General features: G+C 67.7%; 21 protein-coding genes. 17 read left to right on the top strand and 4 right to left on the bottom strand.

The window, feature by feature from the left end; all coding sequences use genetic code 11:
* The 4 genes from ACQP1O_RS27455 to ACQP1O_RS27440 all read left to right on the top strand — a co-directional run bounded on the left by ACQP1O_RS27455 (position 1) and on the right by ACQP1O_RS27440 (position 3,258).
* On the top strand, positions 1 to 1,368 hold the full coding sequence (locus tag ACQP1O_RS27455) for an ABC1 kinase family protein (RefSeq protein WP_433567816.1): 1,368 nt from the start codon (positions 1 to 3) through the stop codon (positions 1,366 to 1,368).
* 113 nt (positions 1,369 to 1,481) lie between these two features.
* Positions 1,482 to 1,697 (top strand): hypothetical protein, encoded by a 216-nt coding sequence (locus tag ACQP1O_RS27450; protein ID WP_433561326.1) that lies wholly within the window; start codon positions 1,482 to 1,484, stop codon positions 1,695 to 1,697.
* Positions 1,698 to 1,830: 133 nt separating this feature from the next.
* Complete coding sequence (locus ACQP1O_RS27445; protein ID WP_433561325.1) at positions 1,831 to 2,181, top strand: hypothetical protein; 351 nt, start codon at positions 1,831 to 1,833, stop codon at positions 2,179 to 2,181.
* Positions 2,182 to 2,826: 645 nt separating this feature from the next.
* Complete coding sequence (locus ACQP1O_RS27440) at positions 2,827 to 3,258, top strand: hypothetical protein (protein WP_433561324.1); 432 nt, start codon at positions 2,827 to 2,829, stop codon at positions 3,256 to 3,258.
* A gap of 112 nt (positions 3,259 to 3,370) precedes the next feature.
* Here the strand turns inward: ACQP1O_RS27440 and ACQP1O_RS27435 are convergent, their stop codons facing one another.
* From ACQP1O_RS27435 to ACQP1O_RS27425, 3 genes are all read right to left on the bottom strand, one after another.
* Entirely contained in the window at positions 3,371 to 6,382 is a 3,012-nt protein-coding gene (locus ACQP1O_RS27435) for an alpha-mannosidase (RefSeq protein ID WP_433561323.1), read from the bottom strand.
* Between the two features lie 276 nt (positions 6,383 to 6,658).
* Complete coding sequence (locus ACQP1O_RS27430; protein WP_433561322.1) at positions 6,659 to 7,324, bottom strand: respiratory nitrate reductase subunit gamma; 666 nt, start codon at positions 7,322 to 7,324, stop codon at positions 6,659 to 6,661.
* Between the two features lie 114 nt (positions 7,325 to 7,438).
* Positions 7,439 to 7,918, bottom strand: coding sequence for a pyridoxamine 5'-phosphate oxidase family protein (locus tag ACQP1O_RS27425; RefSeq protein WP_433561321.1), 480 nt, complete (start codon positions 7,916 to 7,918; stop codon positions 7,439 to 7,441).
* A gap of 125 nt (positions 7,919 to 8,043) precedes the next feature.
* On the opposite strand from ACQP1O_RS27425, the gene ACQP1O_RS27420 reads away from it, so the two are divergent.
* Positions 8,044 to 9,993, top strand: a complete 1,950-nt coding sequence (locus tag ACQP1O_RS27420; protein WP_433561320.1) for a GMC family oxidoreductase — start codon at positions 8,044 to 8,046, stop codon at positions 9,991 to 9,993.
* Positions 9,994 to 10,039: 46 nt separating this feature from the next.
* Here ACQP1O_RS27420 and ACQP1O_RS27415 read toward each other — a convergent pair whose 3' ends face one another.
* Positions 10,040 to 10,648 (bottom strand): TetR family transcriptional regulator, encoded by a 609-nt coding sequence (locus tag ACQP1O_RS27415; protein ID WP_433561319.1) that lies wholly within the window; start codon positions 10,646 to 10,648, stop codon positions 10,040 to 10,042.
* A 108-nt stretch (positions 10,649 to 10,756) separates the two neighbouring features.
* Here ACQP1O_RS27415 and ACQP1O_RS27410 point away from each other — a divergent pair, with 108 nt between their 5' ends.
* From ACQP1O_RS27410 to ACQP1O_RS27355, 12 genes are all read left to right on the top strand, one after another.
* Positions 10,757 to 11,974, top strand: coding sequence for an alkane 1-monooxygenase (locus tag ACQP1O_RS27410; protein WP_433561318.1), 1,218 nt, complete (start codon positions 10,757 to 10,759; stop codon positions 11,972 to 11,974).
* Complete coding sequence (locus tag ACQP1O_RS27405; protein WP_433561317.1) at positions 11,974 to 12,159, top strand: rubredoxin; 186 nt, start codon at positions 11,974 to 11,976, stop codon at positions 12,157 to 12,159. Before ACQP1O_RS27410 ends, ACQP1O_RS27405 begins: the two co-directional genes overlap by 1 nt.
* On the top strand, positions 12,156 to 12,341 hold the full coding sequence (locus ACQP1O_RS27400; RefSeq protein WP_433561316.1) for a rubredoxin: 186 nt from the start codon (positions 12,156 to 12,158) through the stop codon (positions 12,339 to 12,341). The genes ACQP1O_RS27405 and ACQP1O_RS27400 overlap by 4 nt, the downstream gene beginning before the upstream one ends.
* Positions 12,338 to 13,627: an NAD(P)/FAD-dependent oxidoreductase gene (locus ACQP1O_RS27395; RefSeq protein WP_433561315.1), complete on the top strand. Its 1,290-nt coding sequence runs from the start codon at positions 12,338 to 12,340 to the stop codon at positions 13,625 to 13,627. Before ACQP1O_RS27400 ends, ACQP1O_RS27395 begins: the two co-directional genes overlap by 4 nt.
* A gap of 299 nt (positions 13,628 to 13,926) precedes the next feature.
* Positions 13,927 to 14,757: an MlaE family ABC transporter permease gene (locus ACQP1O_RS27390; RefSeq protein WP_433561314.1), complete on the top strand. Its 831-nt coding sequence runs from the start codon at positions 13,927 to 13,929 to the stop codon at positions 14,755 to 14,757.
* Complete coding sequence (locus ACQP1O_RS27385) at positions 14,757 to 15,626, top strand: MlaE family ABC transporter permease (protein WP_433561313.1); 870 nt, start codon at positions 14,757 to 14,759, stop codon at positions 15,624 to 15,626. The genes ACQP1O_RS27390 and ACQP1O_RS27385 overlap by 1 nt, the downstream gene beginning before the upstream one ends.
* Positions 15,627 to 15,629: 3 nt before the next feature.
* A complete protein-coding gene (locus ACQP1O_RS27380; protein ID WP_433561312.1) occupies positions 15,630 to 16,658 on the top strand; it encodes an MlaD family protein in 1,029 nt (342 codons plus the stop codon).
* On the top strand, positions 16,655 to 17,662 hold the full coding sequence (locus tag ACQP1O_RS27375; RefSeq protein WP_433561311.1) for an MCE family protein: 1,008 nt from the start codon (positions 16,655 to 16,657) through the stop codon (positions 17,660 to 17,662). The genes ACQP1O_RS27380 and ACQP1O_RS27375 overlap by 4 nt, the downstream gene beginning before the upstream one ends.
* The gene (locus ACQP1O_RS27370; protein ID WP_433561310.1) at positions 17,662 to 18,675 is read left to right on the top strand and encodes an MlaD family protein; all 1,014 of its coding nucleotides are present in this window, start codon (positions 17,662 to 17,664) and stop codon (positions 18,673 to 18,675) included. The genes ACQP1O_RS27375 and ACQP1O_RS27370 overlap by 1 nt, the downstream gene beginning before the upstream one ends.
* On the top strand, positions 18,676 to 19,605 hold the full coding sequence (locus ACQP1O_RS27365) for an MCE family protein (protein WP_433561309.1): 930 nt from the start codon (positions 18,676 to 18,678) through the stop codon (positions 19,603 to 19,605).
* Positions 19,602 to 20,627: an MlaD family protein gene (locus ACQP1O_RS27360; RefSeq protein WP_433561308.1), complete on the top strand. Its 1,026-nt coding sequence runs from the start codon at positions 19,602 to 19,604 to the stop codon at positions 20,625 to 20,627. The genes ACQP1O_RS27365 and ACQP1O_RS27360 overlap by 4 nt, the downstream gene beginning before the upstream one ends.
* Positions 20,628 to 21,578: an MlaD family protein gene (locus ACQP1O_RS27355; RefSeq protein WP_433561307.1), complete on the top strand. Its 951-nt coding sequence runs from the start codon at positions 20,628 to 20,630 to the stop codon at positions 21,576 to 21,578.
* The last annotated feature ends 14 nt before the right edge of the window (positions 21,579 to 21,592 follow it).

Here is a 21,592-nt window from a genome sequence, read left to right as displayed (position 1 = left end):
ATGACTGTGCGAGCGGGGACGCCCGAGGTGATCCGGCCCGACCTCGACACCTTCGGGTTCTCGGAGTGGCGGCGGACCGTCGTGGTCGGTGCGGTACTGGGCGGCTCGGTCGTGAACAATGTGCTGCGCCACGGCCTGCGTCCCGCCAAGCGCAAGCGCGCCGCGGCCGAGGGCCTGGTGAACGGCTTCGAGACGCTCGGCCCGATGTTCGTGAAGCTGGGCCAGCTCATCGCGTCCTCGCCGGGCGCGTTCCCGCGCGAGCTGGCCGATGCCTGTCTGCGCTGCCTCGACGACGTCCCGCCCTTCCCGGCCGCGGGCGCGCGCGCCATCGTCGAGGCCGATCTGGGGAAGCCGATCGCGGAGCTGTTCCGGGAGTTCGACGACGAGCCGCTGTCGGCGGCCTCCATCGCGCAGGTGCACGCGTGTGTGCTGGCCGATGGGCGGCCCGCGGTGGTGAAGGTGCAGCGCCCCGAGATCGCCCGGCGCATGATCGTGGATCTGCGCGCCGCCATGCGGCTGGCCCGCACGCTGGAGAAGCGGTCGGAGAACGCCCGCGTCGCCAATGCCCAAGCGGTGGTGCGGGATCTGTACGAGGCGACCGTCGCCGAGCTGAACTTCCTCATCGAGGCCGACAACCAGACCCGCGCCCGCGACCATCTGACGGCCTTCGGCGACAACGCCAATGTGGCCGTGCCCGAGGTGTATTGGGAGTACTGCGCACCCCGGGTGCTGTGCATGGAACGCATGCGCGGCATGCCCCTGGACCGCTTCGACGATATCCGCGCGGCGCACCCCGAGCCGGAACTGCTGATCCGCCGCCTGGTGAAGGCGTGGATGGAGTCGGTTGCGGTGCACGGTCTTTTCCACGGTGACGTGCACGCCGGCAACCTGTGGCTGCTCGACGACGGCCGGGTCGCCATGCTCGATTTCGGCATCGTCGGCCGGATGGAGTCCGAGTGGCGTGAGTTCGTGCGCGCCCTGTTCTACGCCAGCTCCATCGACAACGACTTCCGTCCGGTGGCCCGTGCTCTGCGCGCGCTGGATCTGGTCGCCGACGACAGCGGTGACGACGCCACCATCGGCCGCCAGCTCGCCGTGGCCCTGGGCCCGGTGCTCTCCGGCAGCCTCGACAAGCTCGACCTCGGCGTGGTCTCGGCCCGCCTGCTGGAATTCGGCAAGCGCCGCGGCGCGTCCGGCCCGCAGCAGCTGGTCATGATGGGCAAGCAGCTCGGCTACTTCGAGCGCTACGCGGTGGCCCTGGCTCCCGGCTGGAAGCTCGGCCGCGACCTGTACCTGTTCCGCAATATCTTCCCCGCGGAGGTGGCCGCCAAGGCCGCCGAGGACGGCGTCACCCTCCCCGCCGACTGACAGCGGCCCCGCGGGCTGGTCAGCGCACTGTCGGTGGCTCGTCAGCGGCGGGCGTCATTGTTCTTCTCGTAGCCGGAAACACCAGATCCGGCAGCGGAACAAGGAGAACAACGATGTCGAACAACAACGTCCTCGCCGAGATGATCGCCGGTCGACTGGACCAGGCCCGGACCCGGGCCGAGCAGAGTGTGCGGGCCGCGTCGGTGGCCCGGGCGCGCGCCGGGCAGCAGCCGTTCCCGCGGCTGAGCAGGGCCGAGGTGAAAGAGGTGCGCGCGGAGGCGCGGGCGCAGGCGGAGCGCATGGTCGTGGAGCTGACCGGAAAGGCGTGAGGGCCGGCCGGGACAGCGTACGGCCGCGGTGAGAAAGCCTGAGAGAAGAGCCAGGAAACGCTCAGGCTACGACCAGCATCGCCCGGCACTGTGGATGACGGAAACAGTGTCGGGCGAGCGCGTGAGGTGCGGAATGGTCGAATTCGAGGTCACCGGAACCACTGTGACGGTGCGGGTCACCGGCGCTCACCGGCTGCTCGCGCTGCGCGATCACGTGAGCTTCGATCTGTCGCAGGTCACCGCCCTCGCGCCCGCGCCGGTGGATCTGCGCCCGCCGTGGGTGCGGGCGCCGGGCACGTTCTTCCCGGGCGTGATCGCCGTCGGCATCTTCCGGGGCAAGGGCCGGAAAGAGTTCTGGGATACGCGTTTCGACGGTCAGGGCGTGCTGATCGATCTGGCGGGGTCGGAGATCACCCGCCTGGTCGTGGATGTCGCTGATCCGCAGCTCGCATTGCGGCAGCTCTCCTCGGCGATTGCGGCCTGATCGGGCGATTGCGGCCGGATTCGATCTCGGCGGCTGCATTCCCCGGGGCCGAAGCCGCTCGTGCCGGAAGCCTTTCTCGCGTGGCGGAAGCCTTTCGCGTGGCTACGGCACGAGGCGAGCGGGAGTGGACGGATGGACTGACGCGGGAATGTGTCAGGCAGTCGGGCAGAGGAATCCACCGGCGGGTGGCGGGACCGGAACGATCCTTTCCGGCGCAGGTGCCGCCGGGACATTGCCGGCGGGAGCCGAGGAGTGGGGAGCCCCTGCTCCGGGATCGGGCGTCCCGATGTCACCCGAACCCCACGCCGCAGAGGGGTTCATGGTGAATACGGCTGCACAAACGAATGCGCTCACGAGCAGGCCGATGGCTTTCTTTCGTGTCATGGAATGCGACGGTACAACCAGGTCAATGCAATTCGTGGGAGGCTACGTCGCCTCGGAATGTCGCCGACCTGCTGATCATGTGTTCAGGATTGTGAATTCGGCTGCGCCGCAAAAAGACTGATCGGTCGGAATAGATCGTTTTCAGACTATCGGTTTATGGGCTGTGCCGGCGCACGTTTCGATCACGAACTGGCGTGTCTGCGGGAGATTTGCCCGATTCTATTGTTCACTACCCGGGTTGTCCGACCGGGAGGAAGCCGAATGACCGCTGGGCCGGGTTCGAGGATTGCCGTCGCGGGAGCGCTCACGCTGGCCCTTTCCGCAGCACTGACCGCCACTGCGCCCTCCGGCGTCGCCGCGGGATCGTGCGGGGCGAGCCTCGGGGACTATCGCGGTGAATTCACCGCGGCGGAGGACACGACGAATGTGCTGAGTTTCGACGGCACGGGCGGCATCGCGTTCCGCAGTGCCGGGCTCGGGAACGGTGAGGGCATCTACACGGTCATTCCGTCCGGTGGATTCTCGGCCACTCTACGTCTGACCGACAGTGGCGAGGATGTCGCGCGGCCGGGCAATCAGACGGCGATGGTGAAGAGTACGGCCTTCATCTGCCCGGGGCCCGGGACCGTGGTCGGGAATTTCAGTTCGCTCGATCAGAGTGGTCGGCGATTCAATTATGTGCGGTCGATCTGAATAGATCATGTCCGCTGTGGGACACGGGTTTTCGGAGTTCAGTGCACCGTCGAGTAATGGTCGGTTGCGCGGGGTATCCGGGCTGACGTCAACGGAGCGAACGAGAATGGCGTCACCGGCGGCGGAAGCGGAGAGTCACCAGCTGAAAAGGCCGCAGTCGCAATCGAATTCCCCGGCCCTCCGGTGTCGCGGTCGTCTCGCCCGGCAGTGGTCGCTCCAGCAGGTCGCAGCAGTGGTAGCCGGTGGTCGCGAACTCGGGGGTCAGCAGCGCCGAGGCGCGGCCGCCGCCCGCCTCGTAGACGCGCACGATCACATCGCCGGATCCGTCGTCGGCGAGTTTGACCGCGCTGGTCACCACATCGTCGTTGTCGATGGTGACCAGCGGGGCGACCGGCTCGGCGACGCCGGGTGTGAAGGGCGGCAGGTTGATTCGGTATCCCGCCCGGACCGCATCGGTGATCGAGGCGCCCGGGACCAGGGCGTGCCGGAAATGGTGGGTGCCCTGGTCGGTATGGGGGTCGGGGAACCGAGGGGCGCGCAGCAGGGAGGCGCGCACGGTGACGGTGGCGCCCCCGTCCGGCCGGACCGTACGGGTGAGGTCGTGGCCGTAGGTGGAGTCGTTGACCAGGGCCACGCCCCAGCCGGGTTCCGCCAGGTGGATGAAGCGGTGATTGCACGCCTCGAACTTGGCGTACTCCCAGCTGGTGTTGGTGTGGGTAGGTCGGAAGAAATGACCGAATTGGGTTTCGGACGCATAGCGGTCGGCGTGAATATCCAGGGGGAAAGCGAGTTTGAGGAATTTCTCCGTCTCGTGCCAGTCGACGGAGGTGGCGATCTCCAGGGCCGGGTCGTGCGATCGCACGGTCAGGGTCTGCTCGACGGTCGAGGACCCGAAGGACCGCCCGAGGCGAATCACGGCCGATGCCGGTGAATCCGTCTCCGCCGCAAGGAAGTCGATGCCGGCCAGGTCGGTGACGCTGTTGCGGTAGAAGCGATCGACGTCCCAGGCGTCCCATGAGTTGGGGTAATCCTGGTGCAGCTGCAGCAGATTCGCCGTCGCACCGGGCGGCAGGGTCTCGCGGTCGTGCTCGATGTCGTACAGCGACACCAGCAGTCCGCGCGCGTCCACCTCGGCCCGCACCAGGTCGTTCGCCAGTACGAACCCGCCGCCGGTCCGCTCGGCCACAGTGCAGTCCCGGCCCGGCTCCTCGGCCGCCGCACCACCGGCGGGAATCCCGCGCCAGGCGTGCGGCGCCGGATTGAAGACGTTCGGCCCGGACCGTTCACCGCCGAGGGCCCACTGTGCGCGTTCGATGATCGCCGACAGCTCGGCGGCGACCTCGGTGTAGGTGCGCTCGGCCTCCCGATGCACCCACGCGATCGAGGAGCCCGGCAGAATGTCGTGGAACTGGTGCAGCAGCACGGTTTTCCAGAGCCGGTCCAGCTCGGCGGCCGGGTACTCGAACCCGGTTCGCACGGCCGCGGTGGCGGCCCACAGTTCGGCCTCGCGCAGCAGATGCTCACTGCGTCGATTGCCCTGCTTGGTCCTGGCCTGGCTGGTCAGGGTCGCGCGATGCAGCTCCAGGTACAGCTCGCCCACCCACACCGCCGGGTTCGGGTATTCGGCCTCTGCCGCCGCGAAGAAGTCGGCGGGCCGGTCCCACCGCACCGTGGGCGCGCCCTCGAGATCGCGCATACGGGCGGCCTTGGCGACCATCTCGCGGGTGGTTCCGCCACCGCCGTCACCCCACCCGGTCGGTGCGAGCGATCGGGTCGCCCGCCCCTTCTCCTTGAAATTTCGCGCCGCATGGGCGATTTCGCGGCCCTGCATCGAGCAGTTGTAGGTGTCGACGGGCGGGAAGTGGGTGAAGATGCGGGTCCCGTCGATGCCCTCCCACAGGAAGGTGTGGTGCGGGAACTGGTTGGTCTGGCTCCACGAGATCTTCTGTGTCAGCAGCCATCTGGAACCGGCTGCCTTGATGATCTGTGGCAGTCCGGCCGCGAAGCCGAAGGTGTCGGGCAGCCAGGCCTCCTCGTTCTCGATGCCGAACTCCGCGAGGAAGAACCGTTTGCCGTGCACGAACTGCCGCGCCATGGCCTCGGAGCCCGGCATGTTCGTGTCCGACTCCACCCACATGCCGCCGGCCGGTACGAACCGCCCCTCGGCCACCGCCGCCTTGACCCGCGCGTAGATCTCGGGACGATGCTGTTTGAGGAAGTCGTATTGCGCCGCTTGGGACATGGTGAAGATGAAGTCGGGGTCGTCGTCGAGCAGGGCGGTCATGGAGGCGGTGGTCCGCGCGACCTTGCGCACCGTCTCGCGCAGCGGCCACAGCCAGGCCGTGTCGATGTGCGCGTGCCCGACCGCGGAGATGCGGTGTGCCGAGGGGATGGCGGGCTGGGCCAGCACGTCGGCCAGGCGGGCGCGGGCGGCGCTCGCGCCCGCGTTCACGTGCTGGAGGTCGATGGCGTCGAGTGCGCGCTCGATGGCCCGCACGATGTCGTAGCGCCGCGCGGGATCCTCCGGCATCTCGTGCATGAGTTCCCCGAGCACCTCGAGGTCCTGCACCAGCTGCCAGACCTCCTCGTCGAACACCGCGAGATCCATGCGGCCCAAACGGTATTGGGGCTCGGTCCCGGCGGTTTCCCGATCGCCGAGCGCGGTCGGCCCGAAGAACGGGATGACCGGATTGGATGCCGCCTCCACATGCAGGAGCACCTGCTCGCCTCCGGCCGCGGGGGCCGCCACACGCACCCACCGATTCCGCGGATGCAGTCCCTTCACCGGCGTCCCGTCGGCGCGATACACCAGACCCTCGCACTGAAATCCGGTCATGCCCTGGTCGAACCCGAGATCGATGATCGCCTCGACGGTCCGGCCGGCCCAGCTCGGCGGCACCGTCCCCTCGACGGTGAGCCAGCTGGTGCCCCACGGCGCACCCCAGCGGGCGCCCGGCCCGGTCGGAGTCCGGGGCGCGGCCAACCCCTCGGCGACCGGCACCGGTTCGCCCGGCGCCGCCCAGATCGACGCCCGCAGCGGCACCGACTCCGGATACACGGCGGGGACGATGCGGTCGAGCACCCGCCCGAGCCTGTCTTCGATCAACCGGCGGTCATCGTGCATGACGGTGGCTCCCTCGGGCGTGGGTCGGGACCGGCAAACCGTGTCGAGCCCGACTCTAGCGGCCCGGGGTTCGCGGGCCGGGCAGATCGCACCGACGGCGCGGGCCGATTCTCAACGGGCGCTGTCCTGTTCGGACCACTCGGCCATCCAGGCGGTGTTCTCGGTGGCGATGACGGATTCGCAGGCGGCGACGAAGGCGGGCCAGTCGTTGATCACGCTGGTGGCGCGGTCGTCGGGAACGGGAGCAACCTCCCGGAAATCGCGGTCCCGGGATGGTCAGGCCGTTGGCGCGGACCGATAGGGGGCGGCGGCGACCTGGCGGACGACGCGCACCACGGGGACGGTGAGGATGCCGGCCAGGCGGGTGTAGGGCCAGACCGCGATGATCAGCACCACGATGAGCCCGCGCGCCTGGTACAGGATCGGGGCGTGGTCCATGACCGCCGGATCCGGGTGCAGGGCGATCAGCGAGCGCGCCCAGGTGAAAAGCGTTTCGGCGGTGCGGTATCGGCTGTCGGTGGACCCGCCGTCGAAAGTCACCAGCACGGCCGACATGAGCGCCGCCGCCAGCAGCGGCAGCGTGATGCGGTCCACCGGGGTCACCCGCTGCCGGACATCGGCGTCGATCAGCGGCGGAACCAGGATGAGCGCCACCCCCGCGATGGTCACCGGCACGGCCACGATCTGAATGGCCGCCAGCACCAGCTGGATACCGTGTCCGGGTCGCGAATGCGGCCCGGACGCAAGCATTTCCACGACCCGCACCACGAACACGACCGGCAAGCCGGCGCGCACCGCCGCGATCCCGGCCCGCTGCGCTCGATCGAGGTGCGGCCCATACAGATACCCGCGGAACCCGTCGCGCCGATACCGCCAGACATGTCCGACCGCGCACGACAGGATGGCGGCGTAAGGCAGCGCCACCCACAACGCGATCATCATGCCCTCACCTCACGGAGTCGGTATCCGCACTACTCGCCGAGCAACTTTCGCACGCCCGACGACTGCAGAGAAGTGTCGAATCGTGCCAACCCCCGCGGACCCGCTCGGCCCCCACTACGACCAGAGATGAGACATCATGTGTGGGTACCGAACCGGTCGGAAGTCGGTGAAGGTGAGATCCCGGACGTGGCTGAAATCCGACCACAGCAGTTGGCCGCCTTTGAGGCGCACGGGAATTCGCACCCGATTCCGGACCTGCCGCAGTTCCTCGTCGGTGGCGGGGCGTTTCGCGCCCACCGTGCCGTAGAGCCGGACCCCGGGCGGGGCCGGGAAGCGCGCCGTCAGCAGGGCCCGGAACCAGAAGAGCGGTCTGCTGTCCACGGCCAGCACGCACACCCGGGAATCGGCGTCCAGATTGCGGGCCAGCGCCTCGGTGTACTGGTCGAAATAGAACCCGGTCGCGGTGTCGCCCAGGAAGACCGTGCCGATCGGCGTGACATTCGGCGAACCGTCCGCATTCACCGAGGCGATCGCGCAGTGTCCGGCGCGGGATACGGTGTCGCGGATGCGATCCCAGTTCTGGTCGAGTGTCATGCGTGGTCCTGACCGGTTCGGACGGGATGGGGCGATTCGAGGGTAACCGGATTCCGGCGATACAAGTGAGGGCGGTGTGCCGCATTTGCCGGGACAGCGGCGGGGGTGTGGCGCATGATGGCGGCATGGCTTCAGACGCGGCGCGGCGTGCCGTACTCGGAATGGTGTGTGACAGCTTTGCGCCGGGGGACGGGGGTGACCTGCCGGCGGCCTCCGCGCTGGGGGTGGTCGATACCGTCACCGAACTACTCGGGCGCAATCCGCGGGACGCGGAGCGGCGGCAGTTCGAACTGCTGATGCGCGTCTGGGATTCACGTCTTTTCGGGTTGCTCAACGGCGCGGGCTGGCGGAAGTTCTCGCGGCTGAGCACCGAGGACCGGGAGCGCTGGTTGCTGGGAATGGCCAATTCGCGGCTCGAACAGAAGCGGGCGCTGTTCCAGGCATTGAAGGGGGCGGCGGTCACCTCCTATTACTTGACGCCCGGACCCACCGGGATCAATCCGGTGTGGGATCGGATCGGTATTCCGCCCGCCTTCGGGCCGGTCGAGGGCGCGCAGCGCGGGCTCAGCCCGCAGCGTCCGGATGCGGACACCACCGTCGTGTGCGATGTGGTGGTGATCGGGTCGGGCGCGGGCGGCGGCACGGCCGCGGCGGTGCTGGCCCGGGCCGGGCTCGAGGTGGTGGTGCTGGAACGCGGTGAGTACTACGACGATCCGGATTTCGGCATCGGGGAGAAGGAAGGCTTCCTGAAGCTCTACGCCCCCGGCCCGGCCGCCACCGCCGAAGGCCAGCTCGGGCTGGTCGCGGGCAGCGCGCTGGGCGGTGGCACGATGGTCAACTGGACCACGTCCTTCCGCACCCCGGACGATGTCCGCGACGAGTGGGCCGGGCTGGGCGCGCGGCAATTCGCGGAGCAGGAGTACACCGGCTCCCTCGATGCCGTGGTGTCGCGCCTCGGCGTGAACATGGATCACTCGCCCGCCTCGCACCGCGACGAGATTCTCGAGCGGGGCCTGCGCAAGCTGGACTGGCACGTCGAGCCGCTGCCCCGCAATGTGACCAATTGTGATGCCGGAATCGAATGCGGGCGTTGTGGTTTCGGCTGCCGCATCGGTGCGAAGCAGTCGGTGGTCAAGACCTGGCTGGCGGACGCGGCCGAGGCGGGCGCGCGCCTGTTCGTCGGCACCGACGTCCGGCGCATCGTGGTCGCCAATGGCAGCGCCACCGGCGTGGAAGCCGTGACGGCCGAGGGTCGTTCGGTCTGGGTGCGGGCCCGCGCGGTGGTGGTCGCCGCCGGGGCCATCCAGACCCCCGCCCTGCTGCGCCGCTCCGGCCTGGGCAACCGCAATATCGGCGACTTCCTCCGATTGCACCCGGCCACAGCGGTTTTCGGGGTCTTCGACGAGGATATCCGCCCCTGGGAGGGCGGCATGCAGACACGCTACTCCAAGCAGGACCGTGACCTCGACGGGAACGGCTACGGCGTCATCTACGAGACCGGCCCGATGACCCCGGGGATGTCGGTCGGCTTCCAGGCCTGGACCGGTGCGGCCACCCACCGCGACCGCATGCTGAAACTCGCCAATACCGTCGCCGTCGGCGTGATCACCCGCGACCGCGACCACGGCTCGGTCGAGACCGACCGCGCGGGTGAGGCGGTGGTGCGCTACCGCATCTCCGCCCGCGACGCCGCCCACATGCACACCGGAATCGTCAATGCCGCCCGCATTCTGGAGGCGGCCGGAGCCGAGCGGATCTTCTCCGGTCATCAGGCCGGCGTCGGCTACGAGCCCGGCGCGAACGGCACGCACGAGGAGTTCGCCGTGCGGGCCGCCGCGGCCGGATACGCGCCGGGCCGCTGCTCGATGGGCGCGCTGCACATCATGGGCTCGGCCCGCATGGGCGGCTCGCCCGCGGATTCGGCCACCAATCCCGACGGTGTCACCTGGGACGTCCCGAATATCGTGGTGGCCGACGGCTCCTGCTTCCCGACCGCCTCCGGCGTGAACCCGATGGTCAGCATCGAGGCCATCGCCCACATGAACGCCAGCAGGCTCGCCGCGCGCCTGACCTGATTCGGTCTCGATGTGAAGAGATAGCCCGATCCGCCTGCGCGGCAGCCTATTCCAGCGCCGCGCCGAAGGCGCCGACGATGACCCGATGGATCTGCCCGACGGCCCGGTCGATCGGGCCCGTCGGCTGGAACAGATGACTCAGGGCAAGCCGGACCAGGACCTCCGACATCGAGGTCAGTTCGGTGTCGCTCATGTCGTCGAGCCCGTACTGCGTGCGCAGGGCGCCCGATACCGCGGTGATCGCGCGGCCCAGCACCGGTTCGGTCTCGGTCATCAGCACCGGCAGCAGGGCGGTGTCGGTCTCCGACCGTCCGGCCAGCACCGCCTTGAGCAGGGTGTTGTCGGCGCCCGTCCGCAGCGTGTAGTCGACCGCCTGCGTCATACCGGCCGCCACGTCCGCGGGATGCGCGGCCAGGCTCTCGGCGATGCCGACCAGGAAGATGTCGACCTCCTGCTGGATCACCACTTCGGCCAGCTCATGCTTGTTGGCGAATTCCTTGTAGAGCACCGGCCGGCTCACCCCGACCTCTTTGGCCAGCCGCGACATGTTCACCGCACCCCAGCCCTCGGTGATGACTATGCGCCGGCCCGCGTCGATGATCCGCTCACGCAGCAACTGCCGCATCTCTGTCTGGAAGTTCGGCGCTTCAACCACGTCCCGATGGTACATGAGCTCAACTTTCGTCCCGTCGTTGACAGACTGGATCACAGTGTATCTAATGAATACAGTTCTTCGGAAAGTGTAAACGCAAGGAGTACGGCAATGACGACGTCTCGTGAGTCGGAGGCTTCGGCCCGCCCTCAGTGGCGTGACCGCAAGCGGTATCTGTGGTTGTTCGGTCTCGTACCCCCGACCGCCCTGTTCGTGGCGATGGTGCTGGTGTGGGCGTTCAACGAGCTCGGCTGGTCGGTCGTCGCCCCGGTCTGGTGGTGGATCGGCCCGCTGCTGGTGTACGGGCTGCTGCCGGTGCTGGACCGCTTCTTCGGCCCGGACGGCCAGAACCCGCCCGACGAGGTGATGGAGTACCTGGAGAACGACAGGTACTACCGGTACTGCGTCTACACCTACATTCCCTTCCAGCTGCTGAGCCTCACCGTCGCCTGCTACCTGTGGACCGCCGGTGACCTGTCCTGGCTGGGCATCGACGGCGGCCTCGGTGTGGTCTCCAAGATCGGCCTGGCGCTGAGCATGGGTGTCATGGGCGGCGTCGGCATCAATACCGCGCACGAACTCGGCCACAAGAAGGACGAATTGGAGCGCTGGCTGTCGAAGATCACGCTCGCCCAGACCTTCTACGGCCACTTCTACATCGAGCACAACCGCGGCCATCACGTGCGGGTGGCCACGCCCGAGGATCCGGCCAGCGCCCGCTTCGCCGAGACCTTCTGGGGCTTCCTGCCGCGCAGTGTGTGGGGCAGCCTGCGCTCGTCGTGGGAGCTGGAGGCCAAGCGACTGGAGCGACTGGGCAAGCGCCCGTGGACGATTCGCAACGACGTGCTCAATGCCTGGCTGATGTCGGTGGTGCTGTGGGGCGTGCTGGCCGCGGTCTTCGGCCCGGCGGTGCTGCCCTGGCTGGTGATCCAGGCGATCTACGGTTTCACCCTGCTCGAGACGGTCAACTACCTCGAGCACTACGGCCTCATGCGTCAGAAGACCGCCAGCGGCCGCTACGAGCGGTGCACCCCGGAGCACAGCTGGAACTCCGACCACATCGTCACGAATATCTTCCTGTACCACCTGCAGCGGCACAGCGATCATCACGCGAACCCCACCCGCCGCTATCAGACGCTGCGCAGTATGGACGGCGCGCCGAACCTGCCCAGCGGCTACGCCAGCATGATCTCGCTGGCTTACTTCCCGCCACTGTGGCGGCGGGTGATGGATCACCGGGTGCTCGACCACTATTCGGGCGACATCACCAAGGTGAACATCCAGCCCCGCAAGCGTGCGCGCGTACTGGCGAAGTACGGGGTGGCGTGATGTCGTCCTACCGTTGCCCGGTCTGCGATTACGTCTACGACGAGGCGAAAGGCGCGCCACGGGAAGGCTTCCCGGCCGGCACCCCCTGGTCCGCCGTCCCCGACGACTGGTGCTGCCCCGACTGCGGGGTGCGCGAAAAGGTCGATTTCGAACCCACTTCCACCCCGACAGGACACCATTCATGAACACCGACTTCAAACTCTTCCGCTGCCTGCAGTGCGGCTTCGAATACGACGAGGCCCTGGGCTGGCCCGAGGACGGCATCGTCGCCGGCACCCGCTGGGACGACATCCCCGACGACTGGTCCTGCCCGGACTGCGGCGCCGCCAAGAGCGATTTCGAGATGGTCGAGGTCAGCCGCGCGTGAGCGGCCGCATCGTCATCGTGGGCGCGGGCGTCGCGGGTGCCACCGCCGCCCGCACCCTGCGCTCCGAGGGCTACACCGGCGAGATCGTGCTGCTCGGGGCGGAACCCGGCCACCCGTACCGGCGCCCCATGGTGTCGAAGGAGCTCCTTGCCGGAACCGTCGAGGACCGCCGGACCCTGTTGCAGCCCACCGACTTCTGGCACACCCACCAGATCGATCTGCGTCCCGGCACCACGGTCGAATCCATCGACCCGGGCCAGGCGCTGGTGTGGCCGGCCGACGGCACGGCGATCGGCTACGACGCCCTCCTGCTGGCCACCGGCGCCCGGCCGCGCGCATTGTCGATGGCCGCCACGCCGGTCTCCCCCGATCTCGACCGCAGGGGTGTCGAGATCGGGGGACGGCCTCCCGGCACGGGCGAGCGGATCCACACGCTGCGCGGCCGGGCGGATGCGGAGGTCCTGCGGGAGGTGATCGCACAGGGCGGATCGCTGCTGATCGTCGGGGCCGGGCTGATCGGCTGCGAAGTCGCGGCAACCGCACGGGGGCTGGGTGCGGAGGTCACCGTGCTGGACGCGGCGGCCGTGCCGCTGGAACGCGTCGCGCCACGGTCGATCGGCGACTACCTCCGGAAGCTGCACGCGGACAACGGGGTTGCGATCCACACCGACGTCCGGCTGAGCCATCTCGCCCAGGACGGTGCCGAGGTGGTCGCCGTGGCCGCCGATGACAGCACCTGGACCGCGGCCGCGATGCTGGTGGCGATCGGATCTGTCCCGGACACTCGGCTCGCCGAGGCCGCCGGACTGGCGGTGGGTGACGGGATTCGGGTGGACGAGCACTATCGGACGTCCGCGCCCGGGGTTTACGCGGCCGGTGACGCCGTGACCCGATTCGATCCCGTGTCGGGTGGGTATCGGCGCGACGAGCATTGGAACAGCGCCCAGTCCCAGGGTGCGGCGGCGGCCCGATCGATGCTCGGATTGCCCGCCGCGCCCGCCGAGGTCCCCTGGGGCTGGTCGATGCAGTATGGCCGGAACGTGCAGTTCGCGGGCGCGATCCACGCCGGTGACGAGCTGGTGGTGCGGGGCCGGGTCGAGGCCGGGGATGCGACGGTGCTGGCGCTGCGCGAGGGCCGCGCGACCGGTGCGGTGGCCATTGCCCGCCCGGCGGAGTTCCGGTCGGCAAAGGAACTGATCGGCCGGGGTGCGGTGTTGGATCCCGGTGCCTGCGTGAACGAATCCCGCCCGCTGGCCGAGGCGGTCGCACTGTCCGGACAGTCATGAGGGCATGCGCCCGCAGTTGAGCTAACAGCCCGCAAAATCCGAAATGCCGCTGGACCAGTCGAATGGTCCAGCGGCATTTCGCATTTGCCGATTCATTGCTGAAATCTGCTGGTAGGACATGCTATTCGCGCGGCGCGCGTATCATTCCCCGGCCGGTAGGCCCCTGTCAAGACCGCGAGTATTTCCGTGAAGACTGACACGTCAGTCCGAAATCTGTATTACTGTCTCGGTCAGTTCGAGCCGGTCAGCAGAGGGGCCGGTCGGCATCGACCAACAGTGGGGCTGTGGGGTGGTGAACATTGGTCGACAAGGCTGTTCGGGGGCCGGAACCGTTGGTACGGCAGGCAATCGAATTCGTTCTCTCGGGACTGCGGACATTCGGACGCACCATTCAGCTGGCGATCGCGGCATTCCGGTTCCTGGTCGTCGACATCGTCACACTGCGCCATCCGTGGCGTGACACGCTACAGCAGGGCTGGTTCATCGTCAGCGTGACGGCGATTCCCGCTGTGCTGGTGTCGGTTCCGTTCGGCGTCATCGTGGCGGTGCAGGTGGGGAGCCTGACCCAGCAGGTGGGCGCGAGTTCGGTGTCCGGCGCGGCCGGCGGCCTGGGCGTGATCCGGCAGGGCGCGCCCATGGTGACCGCGCTGCTGCTGGGCGGCGCGGCCGGGTCGGCCATCGCCTCGGATCTGGGTGCGCGCACCATCCGCGACGAAGTGGATGCCTTGCGCGTCATGGGAATCGACCCGGTGCGGCGGCTGGTCGCGCCGCGGCTTGCGGCCATGATCGCGCTCACCCCGCTGCTGTGCATGCTGATCATCTTCATGGGCGTGTTCACCGGCTATGTGATCGCCGTCGGTTTCCAGGGCGTGACGCCCGGCTCCTACCTGTCCGCGTTCGCGGCCTTCGCCAAGCTGACCGACCTGTGGGTGGCCATCGCGAAGTCGATCGTCTTCGGGGTGATCGTGCTGGTGGTGTCCTCTCAGCGCGGACTCGAGGCCACAGCCGGCCCGCGCGGGGTGGCCAATGCCGTGAACGCCGCGGTGGTGATCGGCGTGATCGCCGCCTTCGGCGTGAATCTGGTGATCACCCAGCTGGTTTCGATGTTCATCCCGACGCAGGTGGGCTGATGACACAGGTACCAGCCAGATACGCGCCGCTCGGGACGGCGGGCCGGATCATCGGCGCGAGCGCGCAGGCGCCCGTGTCCGTCTTCGAATCCCTGGGCCACCAGGCGACTTTCGTCTACGAGGTGCTCGCCGCCATCCCGCACACGCTGCGGATCTACCGGCGCCAGACCATGCTCATCCTGTCCGACATCACCTGGGGCTCCGGGGCGATCATCGTCGGCGGCGGCACCGTCGCAGTGCTGGCGTTCCTGGGCATCGCGGTCGGCGGCTCCATCGGGGTGGAGGGTTTCACCGCGCTGAACATGGTCGGCATGGGCCCGCTCACCGGGTTCGTCTCCGCCTACGCCAACACCCGCGAGATGGCGCCCATGGTGGCGGCCATCGGCTTCGCGGCCCAGGCGGGTTGCCGCATGACGGCCGAGATCGGGGCCATGCGCATCTCCGAGGAGATCGATGCGCTGGAGGCCATCGGCATCCGGCCCATGCCCTTCGTGGTGACCACCCGCGTGATCGCGGGCGTGATCACCATCGTGCCGCTGCACCTGCTCACACTGATCCTGTCGTACCTGTCGTGCGCGACCGTGGTGAACGTGCTGCACGGGCAGTCCTCGGGCACCTACTACCACTATTTCGACGCCTTCCTGCAGCCCGGCGATGTGCTGGCCTCGCTGGTCAAGGCGACGATCTTCGTGGTCGTCATCATTCTCATCCACGGCTACCAGGGCTTTTACGCCTCGGGTGGCCCGGAGGGCGTGGGCCGGGCCTCGGGCCGCGCCATTCGCGCCAGCCTGGTGCTGGTGGTCATCCTGGACATGATCCTCACGATCGTGATCTGGGGCCTGGATGTCGGCATCCGGATCTCGGGGTGAAACATGGCCGTGTTCAAGGACTATTCCGGCCGTAGCGCCGGTCCCTGGATGTTGCGGGCGCGTGGTCTGGTGGTCGCCATCGTGCTCGTCACTGTGACGATTGTCGTCAGTTCCTATGCGCGGGGCGGCTTCTCGGACCGGTTCGAGGTAACCGTCGATGCCGCGACGCTGGGTGAGGGCCTGGCCCCGGGCGCGGAGGTGAAGTTCCGCGGCTACGCCATCGGCACCGTCGAGAAGGTCGAGACCGTGGGCTACGGGCATCAGCGCATCGATCTCGCGATCGAGCGCCGCCAGGCCGACGCCCTCACCGACGACGTCAGCGCACGCTTCACCTCGTCGAACGTGTTCGGTTCCAGTGCCATCGAATTGGTGCCGGGCACCGACGGCAGGAAGCTGCGCGAGCACACGGTGCTGCAGATCGGGGCGAACGCCACCAATGCCACCGTGGCCGGGGTCTTCCGGCGCGCCGCGCGCCTGACCCAGGTGCTGGATTCGGCGGCGGTGCACCGGCTGTTCGACCTCCTGCTCGACAATGCCTCGAGCATGGGCCCGGTACTGCGGTCGTTCTTCGCGACCGCGAAGCTGCTGGCCGACGGTCAGCAGAACACCCTGGCCCACTACCTGCGCATCGGTGGGGACATGACCGGGGCGTTCCGGGACCTGACACCGTCGGCCGGGCACGCCATCCTGGCCGTGCTCGAGCAGAGCGCCTACTTCGGAGATCCGGAGAACAAGGCGCGCACCAACAGGTCCACCAATGGTGTGAACGACGCAGTGCTGGTGGGGCTTTCGAACCTGCTGCAGCAGAACAACCCGGATCTGGAGAAGATCCTCGACAGCATTCTGGACCTGGCCGTGCCGATCAGCGTGTCGGTGGGGTCGGTGGCCCCGGCCTACAACCGCGTGCCGAATCTGCTGCAGGCCATGGACGGCGCCTTCCCGGTGGTGGACGGCCGGGTCCGGCTACAGCTCGAGCTGATCGCGAAAACCATGCCGTACCTGGCGGATTCGCTGGCGAGAGGGGCGAAATGAGCGACATCACCAAATCGGCCCTCAAGCTCACCGTCTTCCTGGTGGTCGTGGCGGCCTGCACCACCTTCATCGTGACGGCGCTGCGCACCCCGATTCCCGGTGACAAGGTCGCCTACGATGCCGTGTTCACCGATGTCTCCGGGCTTTTCGCCGGCGACTCGGTGCGCATGTCCGGCGTCGCCGTCGGCAAGGTGGAGTCGGTATCGCTGGACGGCACTCAGGCCCGCGTCCACTTCACGGTGGATCGGACGCGGCCGGTGTACGACAACACCAAGGCCGCGGTGCGCTATCAGAACCTCATCGGACAGCGGTACGTCGAGCTGCTCACCGAGGGACTGGGCGGAGCGAAACTTGCCGCCGGGGCGACGATTCCAGTGGAGCGGACGATCCCGAGCTTCGATGTGTCCAAGCTGTTCAACGGCTTCAAGCCGATGTTCGACACCTTGGATCCGGCGCAACTGAACCAGTTCGGCACCAACCTGCTGCGAGTCATCCAGGGCGACGGCTCGGGTATCGGGCCGGTGCTGGCGGATCTGGACACACTCACCAAGCACGCCCGCAACAGCGAGGCCGTGATCGTGCTGCTCATCCGGAATCTCGGGATGGTCGCCGATTCCCTCGGCGGCAAATCCAAGGCGGTGGGCGATCTGGTGCAGCAGCTCTCTGGCATCCTGCACCAGTTCACGGCCAAGACCCAGACCATGCTGAGCGCGGTCGACACCGCGAAAGGCGTACTGGGGCCGATGGTTCCGATCCTGGAAGAGGGTCGCGACGCCTACGACACCGCCTACGGACCGGTCGACGGGCTGCTGCGGAGGCTGGTGCCGCAGGCTGATCGGCTCACCCAGATCCTCGCTCTCACACCGCAATTGGTGACCGGGCTGAACCAATCGGTGCCGGGTCGGGGATACCAGCCGCGCATCACGTGCTCGCACGGTGAGGCCGCGCTTCCGGCCGTGGTCGGTGTCATCCTGTCCAACCAGAAACTGGTGGTGTGCAACTGATGAGAGCACTCATCGCCTATGCCGGCGAGCTGATTCGGGACGTGCTCACCGGGCGCGGGGACCAGAACACCCAATTGCGCTGGGGGATTGCCGGTGTCGTGGTGTGCGTGATCGCGCTGGCCATCGCCGGGGCGCTGTATGTGATCCCGTTCGGGCAGCGCACCTATGTGGCCGACTTCAAGATCTCCGGTGGTGCGCGCTCGGGGGACGAGGTGCGGGTGGCCGGCATCAATGTCGGCAAGATCCGCGCCGTGGACCTGGTCGGCGACCATGTCGAGGTCAGCTTCACGGTGAATCACGATGTGCGCGTCGGGGATCGGTCCGCGGTCGAGGTCAAGATGCTGACCCCGATCGGCGGCCACTACCTGGCGCTGTCCCCGGCCGGGGACAAGGAGCTCGCCGGGAAGCACATTCCGCCGGAGCGAACCGCCACCCCGTTCGAGCTGAGCGACATTCTCGACAAGGGCACCCCCATCTTCGGAAAGGTCGACGCCGCCACCATGCGAGGCACCATCGGGCAGCTGAATTCGGCGCTGGCGCAACAGCCCGACGCGCTGCGCGGGGTCATCGGCAATGCGAATGAGCTGACCGGGCTGCTCGCCGAGCGCACCGGCCAGCTCAACAGCGCGCTCGATGTGTCGGACGAGTACATCGCCGCCATCGCCGACGACAAGGCGCTGCTCGCGGATTTCGTGAAGCAGCTGGGCGCCGTGGCCGACCAGCTGGGCAATCGCAAGGACGACATCGTGGGCATGTTCAACCTGCTCAAAAGGCTGCTGGTCATCCTGCACCGGCCGATCATGGCCTACGGCGACAGCATCGAGCCGTCGGTGACGCAATTCGAGCAGCTGGTCTCCAAAGTGACCGCGGACCCGGATCGGATCGACACCGTCATCAACGGGATGCGCGATGTCATCAACCGGCTCAACGGGATGCTGGGCACTCAGCTGAAGGTGGATCAGCCGGCCGCCGGAGTCCAGCTGTGCATTCCCTACGAAGGCAAGGCGTGCTGAATGAAATGGGGCAGAGCAGCACTCGCCGCCGGGGTCGCCGTCGCGGTGGTGGCCGCCGCGGTGGCCGGGGTGTCGTGGGCGAATTCGACACGCGATCCGAAACAGAGCGTGTGCGCGGAATTCACCGACACCGTCGGCCTGTACCAGGGCAATAGCGTGACCATGCTCGGTGTCGAGGTCGGTACCGTCGCCAAGATCGAGGCCATGGGCGACCGCATGCGGGTCACCATGAGCCTCGAGGATTCGGTGAAACTCCCGGCCGATATCCAGGCCGTCACCATGTCGAGTTCCATTGTGACGGACCGGCATGTGGAGCTCACCAAGCCGTACACCGGCGGCACCCGATTCGACACCTCGCGATGCATTCCGCTGGAGCGGACCAGGACGCCGATCGGCATCAGCGAGGCGCTCGACGCCATGGGCAAACTCGCTGGTGACCTGACCGGGGGCGGCAGTACCGGCGGCAAACCCGACACGCTGCTCGACGACACCCTCACCGCGGCGAACAATGCCATCGACGGCACCGGGCAGCAGTGGAATCAATTGCTGCAGCGGCTGTCCGCGGTGATCGGCGATCCCACCCAGAAGGATGCCGTCTTCCGGCGGCTGGTCGACAATCTGGACCAGCTCACCACCATGTTCGTGACCAACTGGCCGGATATGGCCGAGGTGCTGGACAATCTGCGCGCCGGGCTCCAGCTGATCGGGCAGTTCTCGGCCGAATTCTCCGGCGCGGTGGATATCGCAGTGGAGTTCCTGCCGGTGATCGCCCGCAATGTGGGCAAATACGATCAGCAGATCTACGGCCTGCTGGATGCGGTACTGCCGCAGGCGCACACCTTCGTCCAGCAGCACGAGGGCGATATCAATTCGCTGCTGGCCGCCCTGCCGCCACTGGCCGCGCAACTCCCGCAGGTGGGTGCGAAATGAGGCGCGCACCGGTCCTGAGACGCACCGCGATCCGGCTGGCGCCGCTCATCACGGCGGCCACCCTGGTTCTGACCGGCTGCGGGGTGAAGGCCACCGACATCCCGATTCCGGGGACCTATCCCTCCGGCGACACCTACACCGTGCGAATCGAATTCGGCTCGGTGCTGAACCTGCCGGACCGGGCCAAGGTGATCGCCGACGGCGTCGAGGTCGGCATGCTCGATCACATCGATCTGATCGGCACCACCGCGGTGGCGACGGTGAAACTGCATTCCGGTGCCAGACTGCCGAAGAACACGACCGCGGAATTGCGGCAGTCCACGATTCTGGGCGACATCCACATCGCGCTGGAAGCGCCCCAGCACGCGGACACCTCGTTCCTCGCCAACGGCGATGTGATCCCGATGTCGCAGACCATTCCCGCCACGAATGTGGAGGACATTCTGCGGGCACTGTCCAACATCATCACCGGTGGACGCTGGTCCGATATCCAGAAGCTGGTCACCGACGTGAACGCGGCGTTCCCGTCGGATCCGGCCGAGCTGGACCGGATCAATGCTGCGGGCCGCGCGGCACTGCACGACATGGCCTCGCACACGGACGATCTGAATCGCATCCTCACCTCCGCCCAGCAGATCACCGCCAAGCTGGAATCCGGCCGCGGGGCGGTGGACCAGATCCTCACGCTCGGGCCGGACCGGGCCGCCGGATTGTCGGATGTGCTGCTGGCGGTGGTCAACCTGATCATCAGCGGCGGCCCGCTGGCCAAGAACGCCGGCGACCTGCTGCTGCCGCACGTCGGCGACTTCCGGTCGATCGTATCGATCCTCGCGCCGACCGCGGTCACGGCCGGATACGCCGACCTGACCCTGGCGGCCGATCTCGACATCTTCCATACCCTGCTGAAGGAGAAGATCATTCCCTTCCTCAGCGCCCCGGATGTGAAGGTGCAGCGAGTGTCCGCCGATGTGCAGGCCGACCAGCTGATCACCACACTGCGCTCGATCGGGATGGTGCCCTAGATGAAACTCTCAGTCTCCGGACCGGTTTCGCTGGTCATGCTGCTGGTGCTCACCCTGGTCTGCGGCAGCTACATGGCCGTCGGCGTGCTGAACCTGGACCCGCGCCGCCGGCACAACACCGTCACCGTGCTGCTGGACAGTTCCGGCGGCCTGATGAAGACCTCCGAGGTGACGCTGCGCGGCCTGCCCATCGGCAAGGTTCGCGATATCGGCGCCACCGGACGCGGATTGGCCGTCACCCTCGAATACGACTCGAAATACCGGATTCCCGTGGACAGCGTGGTGCAGATCGCCAACCTGTCGGCGGCGGGGGAGCAGTTCCTCGACTTCCGACCGAGCGGCACCCAGGGGCCGTTCCTGCACGACGGCAGCGTGGTGCCGAATCGGCAGGTCAAGATCGCGACCACGGTCGGTGACGCGCTCGCCGAGCTGGACGCGCTGACCGCGCAACTGGATCCGGCCAAGCTGCAGAACCTGGCCACCACGGTCGCCGCCGGATTCGAGGGCCGCGACGCCGATGTCGCCAACCTGACCAAGGCGCTGGTGGGCACCGCGAACCTGTTGCGGGACAAGCGCGATGCCATCGCACGGCTGTACGCGAACGTGCAGAACCTCGGCGACAAGTTCGACGGGCGCGCCCCCACCCTGAGCGCGGCCGCCGGGGACATCGACACCGCGCTGCCGGAGCTGCTGCACATCATCGCCGCCTTCCAGAACTACTCCGACATCGGCGAGAAGATCTACGACGATCCGATCGGGCCGCTGGTCACCAAGATCAATGACTATCTGCGGCTGATCGGGCCCGACCTGAGCCATATCGCCACCGTCCTGAAACCCGCGACCAGCGTGATCAAACCGCTGCGCGTCGACGCCGGCTCGATCGTGGACCTGCTGACCACGGTGTTCCCCGGTGACGGCGCCGCCCATGTGGCCATCGACATTCCTCGGTAGAGAGAAGGCAATTC

The sequence above is a fragment of the Nocardia sp. CA-151230 genome, from assembly GCF_050942175.1.
In the GTDB taxonomy this organism is placed as follows: domain Bacteria; phylum Actinomycetota; class Actinomycetes; order Mycobacteriales; family Mycobacteriaceae; genus Nocardia.
The sequence above is the reverse complement of the archived record's forward strand: the minus strand, read 5'-3'. Positions and strand labels throughout refer to the sequence as shown.

Excerpts from the sequence above, each read along its gene's own strand:
- ACQP1O_RS27370 (WP_433561310.1), top strand. The coding sequence starts at position 17,662 with ATGAGAGCACTCATCGCCTATGCCGGCGAGCTGATTCGGGACGTGCTC.
- ACQP1O_RS27405 (WP_433561317.1), top strand. The coding sequence starts at position 11,974 with ATGTCGTCCTACCGTTGCCCGGTCTGCGATTACGTCTACGACGAGGCG.
- ACQP1O_RS27425 (WP_433561321.1), bottom strand. The coding sequence starts at position 7,918 with ATGACACTCGACCAGAACTGGGATCGCATCCGCGACACCGTATCCCGC.
- ACQP1O_RS27420 (WP_433561320.1), top strand. The coding sequence starts at position 8,044 with ATGGCTTCAGACGCGGCGCGGCGTGCCGTACTCGGAATGGTGTGTGAC.
- ACQP1O_RS27455 (WP_433567816.1), top strand. The coding sequence starts at position 1 with ATGACTGTGCGAGCGGGGACGCCCGAGGTGATCCGGCCCGACCTCGAC.
- ACQP1O_RS27385 (WP_433561313.1), top strand. The coding sequence starts at position 14,757 with ATGACACAGGTACCAGCCAGATACGCGCCGCTCGGGACGGCGGGCCGG.
- ACQP1O_RS27445 (WP_433561325.1), top strand. The coding sequence starts at position 1,831 with ATGGTCGAATTCGAGGTCACCGGAACCACTGTGACGGTGCGGGTCACC.
- ACQP1O_RS27380 (WP_433561312.1), top strand. The coding sequence starts at position 15,630 with ATGGCCGTGTTCAAGGACTATTCCGGCCGTAGCGCCGGTCCCTGGATG.
- ACQP1O_RS27440 (WP_433561324.1), top strand. The coding sequence starts at position 2,827 with ATGACCGCTGGGCCGGGTTCGAGGATTGCCGTCGCGGGAGCGCTCACG.
- ACQP1O_RS27435 (WP_433561323.1), bottom strand. The coding sequence starts at position 6,382 with ATGCACGATGACCGCCGGTTGATCGAAGACAGGCTCGGGCGGGTGCTC.
- ACQP1O_RS27360 (WP_433561308.1), top strand. The coding sequence starts at position 19,602 with ATGAGGCGCGCACCGGTCCTGAGACGCACCGCGATCCGGCTGGCGCCG.
- ACQP1O_RS27355 (WP_433561307.1), top strand. The coding sequence starts at position 20,628 with ATGAAACTCTCAGTCTCCGGACCGGTTTCGCTGGTCATGCTGCTGGTG.
- ACQP1O_RS27400 (WP_433561316.1), top strand. The coding sequence starts at position 12,156 with ATGAACACCGACTTCAAACTCTTCCGCTGCCTGCAGTGCGGCTTCGAA.
- ACQP1O_RS27365 (WP_433561309.1), top strand. The coding sequence starts at position 18,676 with ATGAAATGGGGCAGAGCAGCACTCGCCGCCGGGGTCGCCGTCGCGGTG.
- ACQP1O_RS27375 (WP_433561311.1), top strand. The coding sequence starts at position 16,655 with ATGAGCGACATCACCAAATCGGCCCTCAAGCTCACCGTCTTCCTGGTG.
- ACQP1O_RS27450 (WP_433561326.1), top strand. The coding sequence starts at position 1,482 with ATGTCGAACAACAACGTCCTCGCCGAGATGATCGCCGGTCGACTGGAC.
- ACQP1O_RS27410 (WP_433561318.1), top strand. The coding sequence starts at position 10,757 with ATGACGACGTCTCGTGAGTCGGAGGCTTCGGCCCGCCCTCAGTGGCGT.
- ACQP1O_RS27430 (WP_433561322.1), bottom strand. The coding sequence starts at position 7,324 with ATGATGATCGCGTTGTGGGTGGCGCTGCCTTACGCCGCCATCCTGTCG.